The following is a 15,689-nucleotide window of genomic DNA, read 5'->3' as shown; positions in this document are numbered from 1 at the left end:
AATTCGGGGACTGCTGAGGCAGGGACCCACCTAGCCAGGAAGTTCTTCGTTGATGGACAGTTTTTTCAGTACGCTCGCGGATATCCGCGATAAAACAATCCCAGCGAGGTTGGCGGCACGCATGAACTCTCCGCGGGGCCTTTTGTGGGGCTTCGTGGTGATTCACTTGGTATTCTTGGTCTTCGCCGCCGTGCTCTCCTCGCGCGGGGAGGCCTTCAGCGACACGTTCATCTACCGCGAATGGGCGCTGGCAGGATTCAACGACGCCAACCTGACCGGTGGACCCAGCCCTTGGGTTTACCCCATCCTGGCGCTGATTCCCATGGGCCTGGCAGCAGTTGCCGGCCCCGGACCTTTCTTCTTCCTCTGGGTCCTGTTCACCACGCTGCTGAACGGTTGGGCGGTACTGAAGCTCACTGACCGTGGCCGTCGGCAGGAAGCGATTCCGGCTGCGTGGTGGTGGCTGGTATTCGTCTTCCTCATGGGCTGGCTGGGCTTCGCCCGCGTTGACGGGCTGACGGCACCCATTGTCCTGGTGGCCCTCGTTTACGGTGCCACGCGGCCCTTCGTCGCTTCGGTCCTCCTGAGCGTGGCCACCTGGGTGAAGGTCTGGCCGGCAGCTGTCATGCTGGCCTTGTTCGCGGTGGTCAGGAAGCGCCTGCACGTCGTAGCAGCAGGAATCGCGACGACGGCGGTGGTGGTTGGGTTGGCTGCGGCAGTTGGTGCCGTACCCAAGTTGCTGAACTTCCTGACACAACAGGGCGACCGTGGCATGCAGCTCGAAGCCACCTTCACCACGCCATGGTTGTGGTTGTCGGTCCTGGGCGTCGGGGACTCCCGCATGTACATGAACACTGACATCAATTCCATGCAGGTTGACGGTCCCGGTACGGCAGTGATGTCCGTGCTGATGCAGCCGCTGTTGCTGCTGGCCGCGGCCGCCGTCGCCGGTTTGACCTTCTGGGCGCTGCACCAAGGAAAGCTCAACGGCGGTGTGGACCGCACGGAACTCCTCCTTTCGGGAGCCCTCACCCTGGTGACCGCCTTCATTGTCTTCAACAAGGTGGGTTCACCGCAGTTCATGGTGTGGCTCGCGCCGGCCGTGGCTGTGGGGCTCGCACACAACTGGAAAGAGTGGCGCGTACCGGCCACCATGCTGATTGTGATCGCCGTTGCCACTTACTTCATCTACCCGCTCTTCTATGATGCGTTGAGCCACAACAACCCTTGGATGGCCCTGGTCCTGACCATCCGCAACGTCCTGCTGGTTGTCCTCTTCTTCTGGTCAGCACGCCGCTTGTACTCGCTGGGCCGCAAGCCCTCCGTGGTCAGCGCACCTGCGGGCAAGGAGCACTAAAATTTCCGCGACGTTCTTTGACCGGCTGGTCCGTATCCGCAGCCGGGTCCTGCCCCCTGCCGTTGTAGCGTGGTTCGCCCGCCCCTCCAGCGTGTGGTGGGGCTTCGGCGTGGTCCACTTCTACTTCCTTTGCTGGATGGCGTCCTTCTTCCTCAGCGGCAACACCTTCAGCGACACTGAGCAATACCGTCAGTGGGCAATGGAGGGTTACAACCCGGAGAACCTCAGCGGGAAGATCAGTCCCTGGGTTTACCCCGTGCTGGCACAGATTCCCATCTTCCTGGCGGGAGTTGCCGGCCCGGATCTCTACTTGCTGATGTGGTACCTGGGGATCACTGCCCTGAATGCGCTGGGCCTCTGGTACCTGACCCGGGGTAGCCGGCGGGTCACCGGAATTGCACCGGCGTGGTGGTGGCTGTTCTTCACGGTGTTCATGGGATACCTCAGCTTTGCCCGCGTTGAGGGCATCACAGCTCCCATCGTGTTGATTGCGTTGATCTGCGCTGCCCAAAGGCCCGTAGTTGCCTCGATCCTGCTGAGCATCGCGACGTGGATCAAAGTGTGGCCGGCTGCAGTACTGGCACCCATGATCATCGCTTCGAAGAATCGGCTTCAGATGGTCGCTGCCGGGGTGGGCGTCACCGCCGTCGTGGGCTTTGGAACGTACCTCACCGGTGGCTTCAGCCACATCCTGGACTTCCTGATCAACCAGGGTGAACGCGGGATGCAGCTGGAAGCCACGTTCTCCACCCCCTGGGTGTGGCTCAGCGTCTTCAACATTGCCGGTTCCAAGATGGCGGACAATACGGCCATCAACTCAACGGAGGTCTACGGACCCGGTGCTGAGGTTGCCGCGTTCCTGATGCAGCCGCTGCTGATAGTTGCCGCGATCGCTGCCGCTATCCTCCTCATACGTGCACTCAGGCGCGGGGCGGAGCGCGAGGAACTGTTCCTCGAGGGCGCGTTGATGATGACTACGGCGTTCATTGTGTTCAACAAGGTGGGCTCGCCGCAGTTCATCATCTGGCTGGCCCCGGTGATCATCGCCGGACTGACGCACGACTGGAACCGTTGGAAAGTTCCGGCCGCCTTGCTGATGGCCATCGCCATGACCACGTTCGTGATCTATCCGCTGTTCTACACCCCGCTTATACACGCCCACCCGGTCATGGCCGCGGTGCTCACCACCCGCAACGTCCTACTGGTGGTCCTGCTGTGGTGGTCGGTGCAGCGGACCGTTGAACTGGGACGGCGTGTGCCCGTCAGCCGGAAGGCGCTTTAGCGGATAGTCGGTGGGCGGTGGAGCAGGCGGCGATCAGTCTGCCCCACCCATCGCGACAGCTTGCCTTGGACCAGCAGCCTGCGGGTGTGAATGTCCAGGAACACAAGGTAGAACGCGAACAGCAGCGCAATGGCGAAGGCCAAGGAGGAGAGGTCCACGGAGACCTCCACGAAGGACCACACCGAGAGCTGGTCCTGCGCTCCGAAGACCACAAAGAACGTCACGCCCACGTACAGGCATCGCATTTGCCAGTCGTCCCTGATCCCCGTTACGGCCAGGAAGGGCACGAACCAGAGGATGTACCACGGCTGAATAATGGGTGAGAGCAGCACGATGGCCGCGAAGGCCAGGGCCATTCTCCGCACCACGCGGGAGTGGTCTCCCCGGAACATCAGCACCAGGACCAGGGCCACGGCGCCCCACTTCATGGCGGCCCGCAAAATGTCCGCCATTGCATTGCCGGGGAGCCCCAATGCATTGCCGAGGAACTCGATCTGCTGGCCAATGAAGCCCGACGGCGAGTAGCCCGTGAATCCGGGGGTGGGGTCCGTGATGGCCCAAGCCCAGCCCAAGCCCAGGCCGTAAGGGATGCCGCTGATCACCAGGATGGCGAAGCTGATGCTGGCCGTAGCTGCCCAGATTCCGAACTTACGCGGCCAGGAGGCGCCCGCCCCGGCCCACATCAGCCCAATAAAGGGCAGCAGCAACACGGTGGCAGGTTTGATTCCGATGGAGAGTGTGACCAGCAGGATACCCAGGAGCTGCCGTTTGGTGGCCGCGAAGTAGGTTCCAGCTACGGCGAAGCCAACCATGATGGCGTCGTTGTGCGCGCTGGCCACGAAGCTGATGAGGAACAACGGGTTGGCCACGGCAATCCAGAGCGCCCGGGCACCATTGATCCCGTGAAGCTCCGCCAGTTTGGGCACGTACACAACGCACAACAGCACCCCGCCTGCGGCCAGCAGCCTAAACAGCAGGACCGATACGTCCGGCTGGGCACCTGTGATGGCAACCACCGCGTGGGCCATCCACAAGAAGAAGGGCCCGTACGGAGTGCGGGCTTCCGCCCAAGCGGGATCCGCGCCCAAGGCGAACCAGTTGTTCAAAGCTGAAATGCCGACGGCGTAAGGGTCCTGGCCTTCCATCATCAGCCTGCCCTGGCCTATATACGCGTAGACGTCGCGGGAATAGACGGGCACAGCGAAGAGCAAAGGAAGAGACCAGGCTCCGATCGCGGCAACGATCGGCTTGAGGGAGTTCCCCTCCCAGCTGCCCATCCGTTGCCCCAGCCTCAGCCAGGAGCGGACCAGCAACATCGCGCCAACAGTCAGGAGGACGGCCGAGACGGTTACTCCCCAGCCCTCTGTGCGCAGGGCAATGACTATGGGATGGCGGATCATGGGGGATCCGTTGGCGATCCAGCCGATGCCAATGGACCCCGCGAACATGAACAGCGAGCCGAGGAACCCTTGCAAAATGGCGGGATAAGCTACGGGCTTCGTTGCCGGTGTTGCTGGTTTCGGGGCCTTGGTAGCAGTAGAGGAAGGCTTGCCCTCGCCTACTGAAGTCTCGGGAAGTGGTTTGGGGGTACTGCCTGTCGTCATGACTGGTCGGTTCCCCCACTCACGGTATGGCGCTCCTAAGAAGTAAACGCGGATTGACGCCGAAGAGCTCGTACTTGCGGCAAGTGAAATTTTAGCGTCGATCCAGCCAACACCACCACAGGCGCGGCAAAGGGTGACGGACTCCATAAACATCAAGCGCTATGCAGGGGGATATTCCCCGGCTTTCATGGATGATCCGAGCCGCTTCGGTGTTCCAGCCCTATATATGCTCCTGAGGGCATGCTTGCCCCGAACACAGGGCCGGGCTCCGGCCGCTTGGGGTGACGGCCGTCGTCGACGTTCCGCTGGGTAAGCCGCCGAACCACCCACGGGAAGAGATGCTCGCGGGCCCAGATGATGTCCCCGACCCGCGCCTCACGCCAGCTGCGCTCCGGGAGGGGTTTGGGCGTCAAGGGTTCCAAGGTGTGCGGAACGTTGAGGGTATCGAGGACCATCATGGCGATGGTGTGTTGGCCCAGGGGCGAGAAATGCAGCCTGTCCGGATCCCACATCCGCGGGTCCGTGAGCCGCCGCAGTGCCCAGAGATCGGCGATGACTGCGTCATGGCGGGCAGCAACCACCCGGACGTTCTCGTTGTAGATGGCCACCTTGCCACGTGTACGGCCCAGCACTGGAGTGGCACCCCAATCAGGGCCTGTAAAGAGCACAATTGTGGCGCCGGTGGAGGCCAGCCTTTCCACCCCTGTATCCAGATCGAGGGCAAGCTTGTCCGGATCGCTCCTATGGAAGAGCAAGTCATTGCCGCCGGCGTTGAGCGTGATCAGATCAGGTCGCAATTCAACAGCGGGGCCCACCTGTTCTTCGAGTATTTGGTGCAGCAGCCGCCCACTGATGGCCAGATTGGCGTAGGCGAAATCCTCGTGACCGACGCTCAGCTCTTCCGCCACCCGGTCGGCCCAGCCTCGGAGGCCACCGGGGCTCCGGGGTTCGGGATCACCCAAGCCTTCAGTAAACGAGTCGCCCAAAGCCACATAGCGGCTCCACGGGTGCAGGCCAGCCCGGAAGCTACCGGAACCACCCTGCGCCAAACCGCTGGCACGGGGAGCGTTCATGACTCCATAGTGCGCTCATGAGACGTTCTGCGCCATGGGGGCGCGGATGCGCCAACAACTCAGCGCAACCTGACTGCGATTCGCTCCAAAGCGTCGTTCACGGGAGCAAAGGTTGCCGGCAGATTCAGGAAACCATGAAGCATGCCCGGAACCTTGACCTGCTCCACGTCAACACCGCAGGCGGCAAGCAGGGAACTGAAAGCCTCACCTGAGGCCCTCAACTCGTCGTATTCGGCGTTCAGCACCAACGTTGGTCCGAGGCCATTCAGATCTGCGTTGGCGGGCATGGCGTAACCCGGAACAGGAACATCGCTTGAAGTTCCCACGTAATTCTCCCTTGCGGAGTGGATCATCCGCGGGGTGAGCTTCATGGCATCGGGCAGTTCCGCCAAGGCGAGCCTGAGGGACTCGGACGGAGCAGGAGGTTCGGCGTGCATCATCGGATACACCAGCACAAGCTGGTCCGGCACCCACATGTCCTCGTCGCGGAGCCGCAATGCGGCTGCCGCAGCCAAATTTGCCCCGGCGCTGGCGCCACCCACCGACAGCGAGGTGATGCCCAACTCCGTCATGTTTGCCTGAACCCATCGAACAGCGGCAACGACGTCGTCAAGGGGTACCGGGTAGTGCACGCCGTCAACGGCCAGCCGGTAGTCCACGCTCACGATCGTTGCCGATGCCCGCTGAACCAACTGCCGGGCAGTCCAATCGGCCTCTTTGGTATCCAGATCCCCGAATTGGAAGGCACCGCCATGCATCCACACCAAAGCGCGTGCGGAATCAGCGTCCTGGTTCCGTTCCAACGGGGTGTAAATGCGTAGTGGTACCGGACCATGCGGGCCGGGGACCGAGACCATCCGGGTTGTGGCAGACGGAGGGGGAGGCGCATCCGGGTAGGCATCAAAGGCCTCCATTTGTGCCCGCATTGACGGTTGGCTGAGTGCGGCCTCCAGGGACGGAATGCCATCCAGCAAGGGGAGGCGAACGGCGATGTCCGGGTGAAACGGCATGGAGTTCCTTTCGGATTTTCCGGCTTTCAGCCGGCGTTGACGAGGAGACTGACCCTCACGGCGCTGATGTGCTTGTCCGAGAGGATTTCAAGGCGCTCGTCTCCGTTGAGGAATCGTCCTTCCGCTAACCCGGAATCTGTGATTACCAACTCCCTCACTGCGTCAAGCTCAATTTCACTACCGGGCTTGTGGAAGTCCACTTGAGCTCCCTGGCCCACCACAATGAACTCGGTGGGACTGATGGCCAAAACCATCCCGAAGGGACGGGCGTCTCCCGGGGTGGGACCATGGGTGGCAGCAACGGTTTCCTCCAGCAGTTCCGGCGCGGGAGGAACGCGAACGCCTGCGTCCAGGAGCATTCCTTCGAGGAGCTTCCTGGAATTTCGAACCGTAATTGCTGTACCCGCCAGTTCCGTGCTGATGGATTCCTCCTCCTGGTCGAGGGCGAAACCAAAAATCCGTCCATCGCGCTGGGCATCCACTATCTCTGGAGTGAGGGAAGTGATGATGGAGCAGGCGGCGCTGAACTGGTTGCCTTCCCGGCCTTCCTCCACACCGAAGACGTTGTAGCCCAAGCCACCAAACCCCCCAATGGCCAAGAATGCATCCCCGGCCCGGAAACGTGCTTCGGGGATGAAGAGGGGATTGGAAGCGGAGGCGTATTGCCGCATGACTTCTTCTGAGTTGGGAACATAGATGTCCGGTGCCAGGAAGTCGATGGCCGGCGCCGCGGCACGCCACACCGGAACCATCCCCGCAGTCGGTCCGCCGCTTGGGTACTGGCCGGGCAGGTCCTGTCCCCGTTGCGGGCCGATCCAGGCGTTTGCATACGCCGGGAGCGGCAGGACTTCCTTTCCGGCCGCCGCCAAACCTCCCACAAAGGAAGCAAATCCCCAAGCCATGAACGTCTCTTCGGCAACGGGGTTGTGGTCTCCGAAGTAGTCCGCCCAGCTTTTGTTGCTGTCCGGACTCGAGCCAAGGGCCTCCACAAACTCCTGGTCGAAGGATTCCGGAGCTTGGGAAACCGCAGCAATCAATTTCTCAGGGACCGGTGCATTCCAAGCGGCATCGGCCAGTGCGCTGTGGTCTCTTCCTGCACCCAGCAGTCCAACCTCGTTTTCAACCTGAACCATGATGACTGTATGGTCCGGATCGATCATGGCCAGATACCTCATCAGGGCAGTGTAGGCAGTTCGGTCCGCTTCAAAGAGATTCTCAGAGAAGACGGACAAGCTCGGCCGCGGCATGGATCCGGGATACGAGAAGGGTGTCTTGAACGGTTTGACACCCCTGTCTGCGCGCGGAAAGCGTTCACGGTCGGCGCGAACCCAACCGGGTGCATACGTGGAGAAAGCGTTCTTGAAGGCCCCGAACCAAATCAGTACCAGACGGACACCGGTGGACCTGGCGTCCTCTACCAACCCGTCCACGATGGAGAAGTCGAGTTGCCCCTCCACCGGTTCTGTTTGTTCCCAGGACACGGGAGCGATCACCGTGTTGACCCCGGACTTTGCCAGCTTGTCCCAGATGGGCGACATGTAGCTCCGATGGGACGCACTCGAATTATGCAGTTCACCCCCGATGCAAAGAAACGGCTTCTCCTCAACAATGAGCCGGACGTGGCCGCCTGTCCGCTCGAGTCGCGGGAGGTTCTGGTGTGGCATGGTGATCAGTCCTTAATGCTGGGGTGGAATAACTTAGTGGGCGGAATAATTTGGGGCGGGGCTAGCGGGTTCAAGGGCTGCCGGGTTCAAGGGGAAGTGGGCGTGACCGTCAGGCTGAATTCCCGGGAGGTCAGGCCGTTGCCAATCTCCACCCGGAACCCGCCCGGCTCAACGATGTATCCGGCACTGTGATCGTTGGTCCAGAATCCCAGATCATCGAAGCCGACGCTCAGTGATACACGCCGTTCTTCTCCGGCAGGTACGAATACTCGTTTGAAGCCCCGCAACTGCCTGACGGGCCGGGTCACACTTGCCACGAGGTCGGAAATGCACACCTGGACAACTTCGTCGCCATCCCGTGTACCGGTGTTGCGGACAACTGTGGTGAAGGAAAGCCTTGTTCCGGCTCCAAGCTCGTCCAAGGTGACCGAGAGTGCTTGGTCCGCCGATGATTCCAGCTCGAAGGACGTGTAACTAAGCCCGTATCCGAAGCTGAACTGCGGCCCAAGCTCCAAGTCCAGGTACTTCGACTTGTAGTAGTCATCAGTGTTGTTGGGGCCGGTCAGCCCAACGTCCGGCCGTTTGTGAGCAAGAGAGCCTCCAGTACGGGCCGGCCTCCCCGTTGACTCGTGGTTGTAGTAGATGGGGACTTGACCCACGGAGCGCGGGAAGGACATGGGAAGTTTGCCACCGGGGTTGACCGCACCGGTAAGGAGGTCTGAAATTGCTTTTCCTGCTTCAGTGCCCAAATGCCACGCCACCAGGAGGGCAGGGCATTGATCAATCCATTCGCTGACCACCAACGGGCGGCCGGTCATGAGGACTACGGCAAAGGGGGTCCCTGAGCCGGCAATGGCCCTGATCAGTTGTTCCTGGTCGCCGGGGAGGTTCAATGAACTCCGCGAGCTTGCCTCCCCGGAAAGGTCGCTGGGTTCTCCAACGGCCACGATCACAAGATCCGCCTCCGCAGCGGCGGCGGCAGCCTCAGCCTGCAGGCCGGGATCGGAGTCAAAGAAGGTGGCGCCGGGAAGTGTGGCCACCACAGAGTCCGGCAGGGCCGTGGTCAGCGATTCCACAATGGACGTGGTGGTGGGTGACGCGAAGTACTGTACCCAGGCCCCCAGATGGTCCTTGCTTTCAGCGTAAGGACCTACCACTAGAACGCGTTGACCCCGGGGCTTCAACGGCAACACGCCGTCGTCGTTTTTCAGCAGAACAGCGCAACGACCGGCAGTGGCCCTTGCCGCTAAGAGTGAGGCTTCATCGGGGCCGGTTGCGGCTGCAAGCTCGTCCACATAAGGGTTCTCGAACAGGCCCAGCGCCTGCTTCAGCCGCAGCACACGGAGCACGGCGTCGTCCAAGCGCGCGGAGTCCAGCAGGTCCTCGCGGATAATCGGCTCACCGTCGATCAGCAATGAGCCACCCATTTCAACATCGAGACCTGCTGATAGTGCCAAGCGCCCGGCGTCGGCAGCGTCTGCGGCGACGCCATGGTCCACAAGCTCTCCCACGCCACCGGCGTCTGCCACCACAATCCCGCCATGTCCCCACTGGTTCTTCAGGACACCGGTGAGCATCTCCCGGTTGGCGTGCATGGGAACGCCTGAGACTGCGTTGAAGCTTGCCATGACACTGGCAACTCCTGCTGCGACCGCCACCCTGAAGGGTTCCAGGTACACGTTGTGGAGCCGCTGGACCGAGATGTCCGTGGTGTTGTAATCGCGTCCTCCTTCGGAGGCACTGTAGCCAACAAAGTGCTTTGCGCAGGCGGCAATGGACGCGTCGGAGGAAAGATCGTTGCCCTGGTAGCCCTGGATCTTGGCCTCCCCGAAGACGGCGTTGAGGTAGGGGTCCTCGCCGAACCCTTCCACCACGCGCCCCCATCGTGGGTCCCGTGACACATCGATCATGGGCGAAAAGGTCCAGTTCACTCCATTGGACCGGGCTTCCTTTGCGGAGAGCCGTGCGTCGTCCCTTGCCACCTCGGGATCGAAGCTGGCCGCTTGTGCCAGGGGAGTGGGAAAGATGGTGAACTGGCCATGGACCACGTCAAGGCCGATCAGGAGGGGGATGCCGTGCGGGCTTTCCTCGACGGCGATCCGCTGAAGAGCGTTGGTGGCTTGCGCCGAGGCGGGCCAGAACAATGCCCCGGCACCGTTTCGGGCAAGGTTTCCCGCTTCCGCAGAGTCCGGCCTCCAAACGATCTGAAGTTGTGCCAGTTTCTGCGCATAGGTCATGGAGGCCAGGATCTGCTCCGGCTGTACTTTAACTTTCACGGTGAGGCTCCTCCTGGGAAGGTTTGTGGACCTGGTGCCTTATGAGGTCCAGTGTGCGCATGATGGCTAAAGAGTCGCCCAGGGGCATCACAGAGCTTTGCGGGCTACCGGACTCTAGCAGCGCGTGGAACTCGAGAATTTCGTACCTGAGTCCGCCGCCAACAATGGGTGCCTGAATGATGTGGGACTGCTGAAGCCCGGGACCCGATGGGTTGTAGCGTGAAACAGTCAGCTCGTTGGGGCAATGGTGCGGGGCCGGCAGTTCAATGATGCCCTCGGTTCCCAGTATCCGAGCGTTGTTGGGAAGCACTGTGGACATTGATGAGCTGATGTATCCGGTTGTACCGCCGCGAAAGGAAAGAAGCGCCGTGGTGTCCAGGTCCACCCCGCTGGTGCTGCTGCGCCCGAACGCGGCGACGGTCGTCTCATTCCCGAGGAGCCAGTGCGAGAGCTGAACAGGGTAAACGCCCATCTCCAGCAGGCTTCCGCCGCCCAACGCGGGATCGTACAACTGCGGCCGCACCCTCGGCCCGGCCTCCGGAATCGGGAAACCGAAGGACGCTTCCACCTTCCGCACCTCTCCGATTGCACCATCGTCCACCAGCCGCTTCAGCTCAACGTAGGCAGGCAGGAACCGGGACCACATGGCCTCCATCAGCACCGTTCCGGACCGCTTGGCGGTTCGGGCAAGGTCCAGGGCTTCGGCGTGGGTGGCGGTAAAGGGCTTCTCCACCAGGACGTGCTTGCCCGCCTCCAGGAATAGCGAGGCATGCTCGTGATGCAATCCGGCAGGGGTGGAAACGTACACCGCGTCAATAGCGGGGTCATGGGCAAGGTCCTGAAAGGACAGGTGCTGTGTTGGGATGCCGAATTCGGAACAGAATTTCCCTGAGGCCGCCACGGTCCGGGAAGCTGCAGCAGCGAGGAAGGCAGAGGGGACTTCGGCAAGGGTCTGCGCAAATTCACGGGCAATGGCTCCGGTGCCGGCGAGCCCCCATCTCACAGTGTTGTTGCCGGCCACGTCAATCCTTTCCTTGCAGAGCCAGGCCTGCAGAGTCGTCCATGGCGGCAGTGTCGGCAGAGCCCGCGGCATCATCGGACAGTCGTCCATCGGGCAGCAGCAACGCTGCAATGAAACCCAGGATGTAGACGCCGGCCAGGGCAAGGAAAACGGGAGAAAAGACGTCGTGGTAAATCGCTGCGATCTCAGCCTGCAAGACGGGGTCTGCGGCGTGGACCAAGGCAGGTGTCAAGGTGTGGGAATCGAGCCCGGCTGGCAAGAGCGATGCGACGCCGAACCCCACCACGCCGCCTACCACGGCTGATCCTACGGTGGATCCGATCTGCCCGCTGAGTCCCGCGGTTGCGGTTGCGGCGCCAAGTTCACTGCGTGGTGCAGCACCTTGCACGATCGCAATGGCGAGGCTCATGAAAGCTCCCGTGCCGAGGCCCACGAAAGCCATGATCAGCGCCGGCACCCACAGCGGCGCACCACCCGGGAGCAAGGACATGGCTCCGAGTCCGACTGCTCCCATCACCGTTCCTATGATGGGAAAAACGCGGTAGCGGCCGGTTCGCGACGCAAGCCAGCCCGTCACCAGATTGCCCACCAACATACCCAGCACTGTGGCGATGGGTACCAGCCCTGAGATGGTGGCACTGACGCCATAGGCCATCTGGAAATACGTTGGCAGGTACGCCGTGGCTGAGATAAGCCCGGCACCCATGACGGCTGAGAGTCCCACGCCAGCACTGAAGGTGCGGTTGCGGAACAAATGAACCGGGATGATGGGGTTCTTTTGACCACGCTCGACGACGACAAGCCCGCCTAGCGCTGCTACGCCGGCTCCAAGGGCGATCCATGCTGCGGAGTTCCCGGAGCTGAACCACGCAACTGCCAGCACCACCGCCACAAGGACAGCGGTGAGCAGCACTGCCCCAACGACGTCGAACCTTTTTTTGCCCGCCGGTTCGATGTGCGGAACGGCCACGACCGCCAGGAGAAGGGCAGCAAGCCCCACCGGGACGTTGATCCAAAACACCCAGGGCCAACCCCAGTGGTCCGTGATCAGGCCCCCAAGCAGTGGCCCGATCAAAATCGCCACCGGAAAGGCAGCGCCGATCAGCGAGAGGTACGCGGGACGTTGCCTGGGCGTAGTGACCTCGGCAACGATCGTCTGCGACATCAACTGAAGACCCGCGGCGCTCATGCCCTGGAGGACCCGGGCGACGACCAGCTGGGTCATGTCATGCGCGAGGCCGCAGACGAAGGAAGCTGCAACAAAGCCGATCAGCGCAATGAGGAAGACCATCCGCGGTCCCACCCGATCGCCCAACCCTCCGAGTACCGGGAGGAGGACAGTACTGGCGAGCGTGTAGCCCACTACCACCCAGCTCATGTGCTGGAGGGCTCCGAGTTCGCCTGCCACAGTGGCCAAGGACGTCGAAACGATGGTGTGATCAAGGGCTCCAAGGAATGACACCGCCAGGAGCGCTGCCATGAGGAGCCGGAGCCGGGTGGAAGAGATCCGGACTATGCTGCTGCGGACTGCGGTCACGGCGTCCCGGCGATCTCGGCCTCCAGGCTGTGCAGAAGCGCATGCTGCCGGCGGACCTGTTCGATGGATCGGTAAGGCAGCCGATCGCCTTCGTATTCGCTGGACAGGTAACCCGACCATTCGTTCTCCTTCAGGGTTTGAAGGATCTCGCGCCAAGGAATCTGGCCGTCAACCAGGTCATCATTGATGTCGAAGAACTTGGCCTGAATGAACGACACGTACGGGAGAACATCCGCCAGGTCCGACATGGGAACGGCAAGGGGCTTACGCCAGCCTTCTTCCTGGGCTTCTTCGCTGAGGCCGTCATGCTTGGCGGTGGTGATCGCCCTTTGGAAGATGCCGGTGTCGATGAGCAGGCGGAAGTTCTTCGATCCGGTTCGCTCGATGAACGCGATGTACTCGTCCACCACCGGGTGCTTGATGGGAGTGGGGGCGTGGATTTCCGGGCAAATGATGAGGTTCAGCTCGGCCGCGAGATCGAGGTTACGCTCAATCACTTCTTCCCAGATCGGGTGGGGACGCAGGTCCATGGACACCACGCCGATCTTGGGGCGGATTGAGGTGAATCCAAGGCGATGGGCCAGACGAAGATCGCGAGCCAGCATCACAGCACCCTCATCAGCGGTGAGGTCGCGGTCACGCCACATGCTCGAGTCGATCCACGACCCGTAGTTGGTGGGCTCCAGCTGGTATTTTTCGAGCAGCCCGAACCATTGGTCAATCCACGCGGTGGACGGTTCCGGATAGTTGGGCACGTGACCTTCACCCAGGATCTCAATCCCGGTTGCGCCGATGTCAGCTATTTGTGCCATGGCGTCTTCGAGGGTGAGGACGGTGTTCATATCACCGGTGTAGCTGTAGAGGGAGACGCCGTACTTGAGGTTGCTCATGCGAGGACCGTGACCTTTCGCTGGGACGTGAAAATTGACGGTTGGAATTCAGCCGGAATGTAGGGTGCGTGCAACGCAATATCAACGCGAACATCATGGACACCTACGGCCAGGCCGCCTGCGAGCGGCACCATGACAGTGGCCACTTCATCGAGCTGCCAGCGGACATCGGTGGACTGGCGCAGTTCCTGGATGCTGAAAGTGCGTCCCTGGAGTGTCCAGCGCGGTACTTCCCGGCTCCATTCCTGACCATCAACGGTGACAGCCACGCCGTCGATGAGGCTTCCCCAGACGCCCCGGTAGTTGGGCATGCGCAGGGCTATCTCGAAGCCGACAGTATCGGTTCCCTCCTGGACGTTGCGAAAGCCCCGGCTTTGGATCAGTTCTCGTTCGAGGACCATGTTTTCCTCACTTCTCTGTGGACGTGGAGTTGATTGATTCGGAGATCTGGCGTGCACCGGCGACGGCCAAGGCCACCCCGGTCAACGTGGGGTTGCAGGCTGTAGGGGTGGGGATGACACCGTTGCCTGCAACGAACAACCCTCTGACGTCCCACACCTGTCCGGTGGGATCGCACACAGCGGTGCCGTCGTTGGATGTCCCCATCCGCAGGGTGCCTTGGTAGTGCAATGAGGCGCCGGCGGGGAAAGTGAGCGGTTCATCGCCCAGTGGCTCGCCCAGGGACCGGGCAGCGGCAACCACAGATTGGCGTGCTGCGGACAGTGTCTGCTCGTCACGTTCCGTGAAGGTGTAGTGGATGTTCATGGCCGGCAGCCCATAGGCGTCCGTGGTGTCTTCCGAGAAGACAACGCGGTCCGAGGCTTGAAGGTCCTTGGCGCAGAACCACCCCAAGCCCACGATCGAACCAGGGATGACATCCCCTGAAATGGGCACCGGTGATGCATCCAGTTGCATGACCTGCCCATGAAAGGGCTGCTCATCGGTGAAGGGCACCCAGCTGACCCCGCTTTGGGCGGTGATGGTGGTGTCTTGTGACGAAGCAGCGGGAACATCATCCACGACGCCGGTCAACCGGACAGCATGGACAATCTGTGGCTGGTCATTCAGGTAACGGCCGAGAGCTTCGGGGCGGATACCGGAGGCGAAGAGCAGTTGCGGACCGCGGAGGGCATCGGCGGCAACTACCACGTACCGGGCCGCAATTTCATGCTCGTCTCCCGTCTTGTCGTCGCGCACCCGCACACCGCTGACTTCATCTCCGTCGGTCAGCACCCGCACAACTACGCTTTCGTCGAACAGGCGGGCCCGGGGGTTGTTCCGCGTCTCGTCGCCGAACACCACGTCAGCTCCAGACCAGATGAAGCGGCCGTCGTCAGTGCGGCGGACCGCCAGCGGCATGGGCTGAACACGACGGTCAGGTGCGCGGCCGCCGTCGAGCGCCGTTGCCAGACGTGAGCGGACCAGATCGGCAAGGGGAGCATCAGCCAGCGCCTCCGAGCTGACCGAGAGGAGGCGTTCGGCCTCGCTCAGAAGCTCATCCATGTTCGGCAGGAACGCGATGCGCTCGCTTCCACCTGGACGCGGGCATGCTCCGGTCCAATGGGCCGCCATCCCGCCAACATTGCTGGAGAATGCAAGACCCGGCAGTCCAGCCTCACCGGGCTGCTGCCAACCCTCATCAAGCAGGAAGGTGCCGGGCCGCACCGGGCGTGCGACGTCGCGTGCGTACTCTGCGAGGTTCCCGCCGGCTGGCAGGGCGCTCACTTTTCCCTCAGAACGGCGCTGGGCAGCTTCGCGGTCCTGGACACTTGCGATGTTCTTCACGTGGGATCCGGGCGGATCACTGATGGTGGGTCCGGCCTCGAAGATGGCAATGGATGCCTGGGGGCTGAGTTCGGAAAGGATGCGTGCATAGGTGGCTCCGGCGGGGCCGCTTCCGATGATTGCGACGTCGACGCGGGCTGGATAAGGGCGCGCTGAAGGTACTGCTGTGGTGGTCATGCTGTTCTCCAGG

Annotated in this window: 12 protein-coding genes; 2 read left to right on the top strand and 10 right to left on the bottom strand. The window is 62.0% G+C overall.

All coding sequences use genetic code 11. From position 1 onward, the window contains the following. The first annotated feature begins 52 nt into the window (after positions 1-52). Complete coding sequence (locus BACI9J_RS19440) at positions 53-1,357, top strand: glycosyltransferase family 87 protein (protein ID WP_159735813.1); 1,305 nt, start codon at positions 53-55, stop codon at positions 1,355-1,357. 109 nt (positions 1,358-1,466) lie between these two features. After that, complete coding sequence (locus BACI9J_RS19435; RefSeq protein ID WP_328699804.1) at positions 1,467-2,639, top strand: glycosyltransferase 87 family protein; 1,173 nt, start codon at positions 1,467-1,469, stop codon at positions 2,637-2,639. Here BACI9J_RS19435 and mptB read toward each other — a convergent pair. The 10 genes from mptB to BACI9J_RS19390 all read right to left on the bottom strand — a co-directional run bounded on the left by mptB (position 2,636) and on the right by BACI9J_RS19390 (position 15,676). Further along, positions 2,636-4,243: a polyprenol phosphomannose-dependent alpha 1,6 mannosyltransferase MptB gene (mptB, locus tag BACI9J_RS19430; protein WP_159735812.1), complete on the bottom strand. Its 1,608-nt coding sequence runs from the start codon at positions 4,241-4,243 to the stop codon at positions 2,636-2,638. The genes BACI9J_RS19435 and mptB overlap by 4 nt on opposite strands. Positions 4,244-4,428: 185 nt before the next feature. After that, positions 4,429-5,316 (bottom strand): GDSL-type esterase/lipase family protein, encoded by an 888-nt coding sequence (locus BACI9J_RS19425; RefSeq protein WP_159735811.1) that lies wholly within the window; start codon positions 5,314-5,316, stop codon positions 4,429-4,431. 59 nt (positions 5,317-5,375) lie between these two features. Then, positions 5,376-6,326, bottom strand: a complete 951-nt coding sequence (locus BACI9J_RS19420; RefSeq protein ID WP_159735810.1) for an alpha/beta hydrolase fold domain-containing protein — start codon at positions 6,324-6,326, stop codon at positions 5,376-5,378. Positions 6,327-6,352: 26 nt separating this feature from the next. Then, positions 6,353-7,990: a GH35 family beta-galactosidase gene (locus BACI9J_RS19415; protein ID WP_159735809.1), complete on the bottom strand. Its 1,638-nt coding sequence runs from the start codon at positions 7,988-7,990 to the stop codon at positions 6,353-6,355. 86 nt (positions 7,991-8,076) lie between these two features. Continuing rightward, entirely contained in the window at positions 8,077-10,266 is a 2,190-nt protein-coding gene (locus BACI9J_RS19410) for a glycoside hydrolase family 3 N-terminal domain-containing protein (protein ID WP_236558773.1), read from the bottom strand. Beyond that, on the bottom strand, positions 10,256-11,287 hold the full coding sequence (locus BACI9J_RS19405) for a Gfo/Idh/MocA family protein (protein ID WP_159735808.1): 1,032 nt from the start codon (positions 11,285-11,287) through the stop codon (positions 10,256-10,258). Before BACI9J_RS19405 ends, BACI9J_RS19410 begins: the two co-directional genes overlap by 11 nt. 1 nt (position 11,288) lies before the next feature. After that, a complete protein-coding gene (locus BACI9J_RS19400) occupies positions 11,289-12,824 on the bottom strand; it encodes an MFS transporter (RefSeq protein ID WP_328699803.1) in 1,536 nt (511 codons plus the stop codon). Next, positions 12,821-13,714, bottom strand: coding sequence for a sugar phosphate isomerase/epimerase family protein (locus tag BACI9J_RS19395; protein ID WP_236558772.1), 894 nt, complete (start codon positions 13,712-13,714; stop codon positions 12,821-12,823). The genes BACI9J_RS19400 and BACI9J_RS19395 overlap by 4 nt, the downstream gene beginning before the upstream one ends. Continuing rightward, positions 13,711-14,115: a C-glycoside deglycosidase beta subunit domain-containing protein gene (locus tag BACI9J_RS24475; RefSeq protein WP_236558771.1), complete on the bottom strand. Its 405-nt coding sequence runs from the start codon at positions 14,113-14,115 to the stop codon at positions 13,711-13,713. Before BACI9J_RS24475 ends, BACI9J_RS19395 begins: the two co-directional genes overlap by 4 nt. Positions 14,116-14,122: 7 nt before the next feature. After that, positions 14,123-15,676, bottom strand: a complete 1,554-nt coding sequence (locus tag BACI9J_RS19390) for a GMC oxidoreductase (RefSeq protein ID WP_159735807.1) — start codon at positions 15,674-15,676, stop codon at positions 14,123-14,125. Positions 15,677-15,689 lie beyond the last annotated feature (13 nt).

This window comes from Arthrobacter sp. 9V, assembly GCF_902506065.1.
Taxonomy (GTDB): Bacteria; Actinomycetota; Actinomycetes; order Actinomycetales; family Micrococcaceae; genus Arthrobacter.
This window is presented reverse-complemented; position numbering and strand designations above follow the sequence as displayed.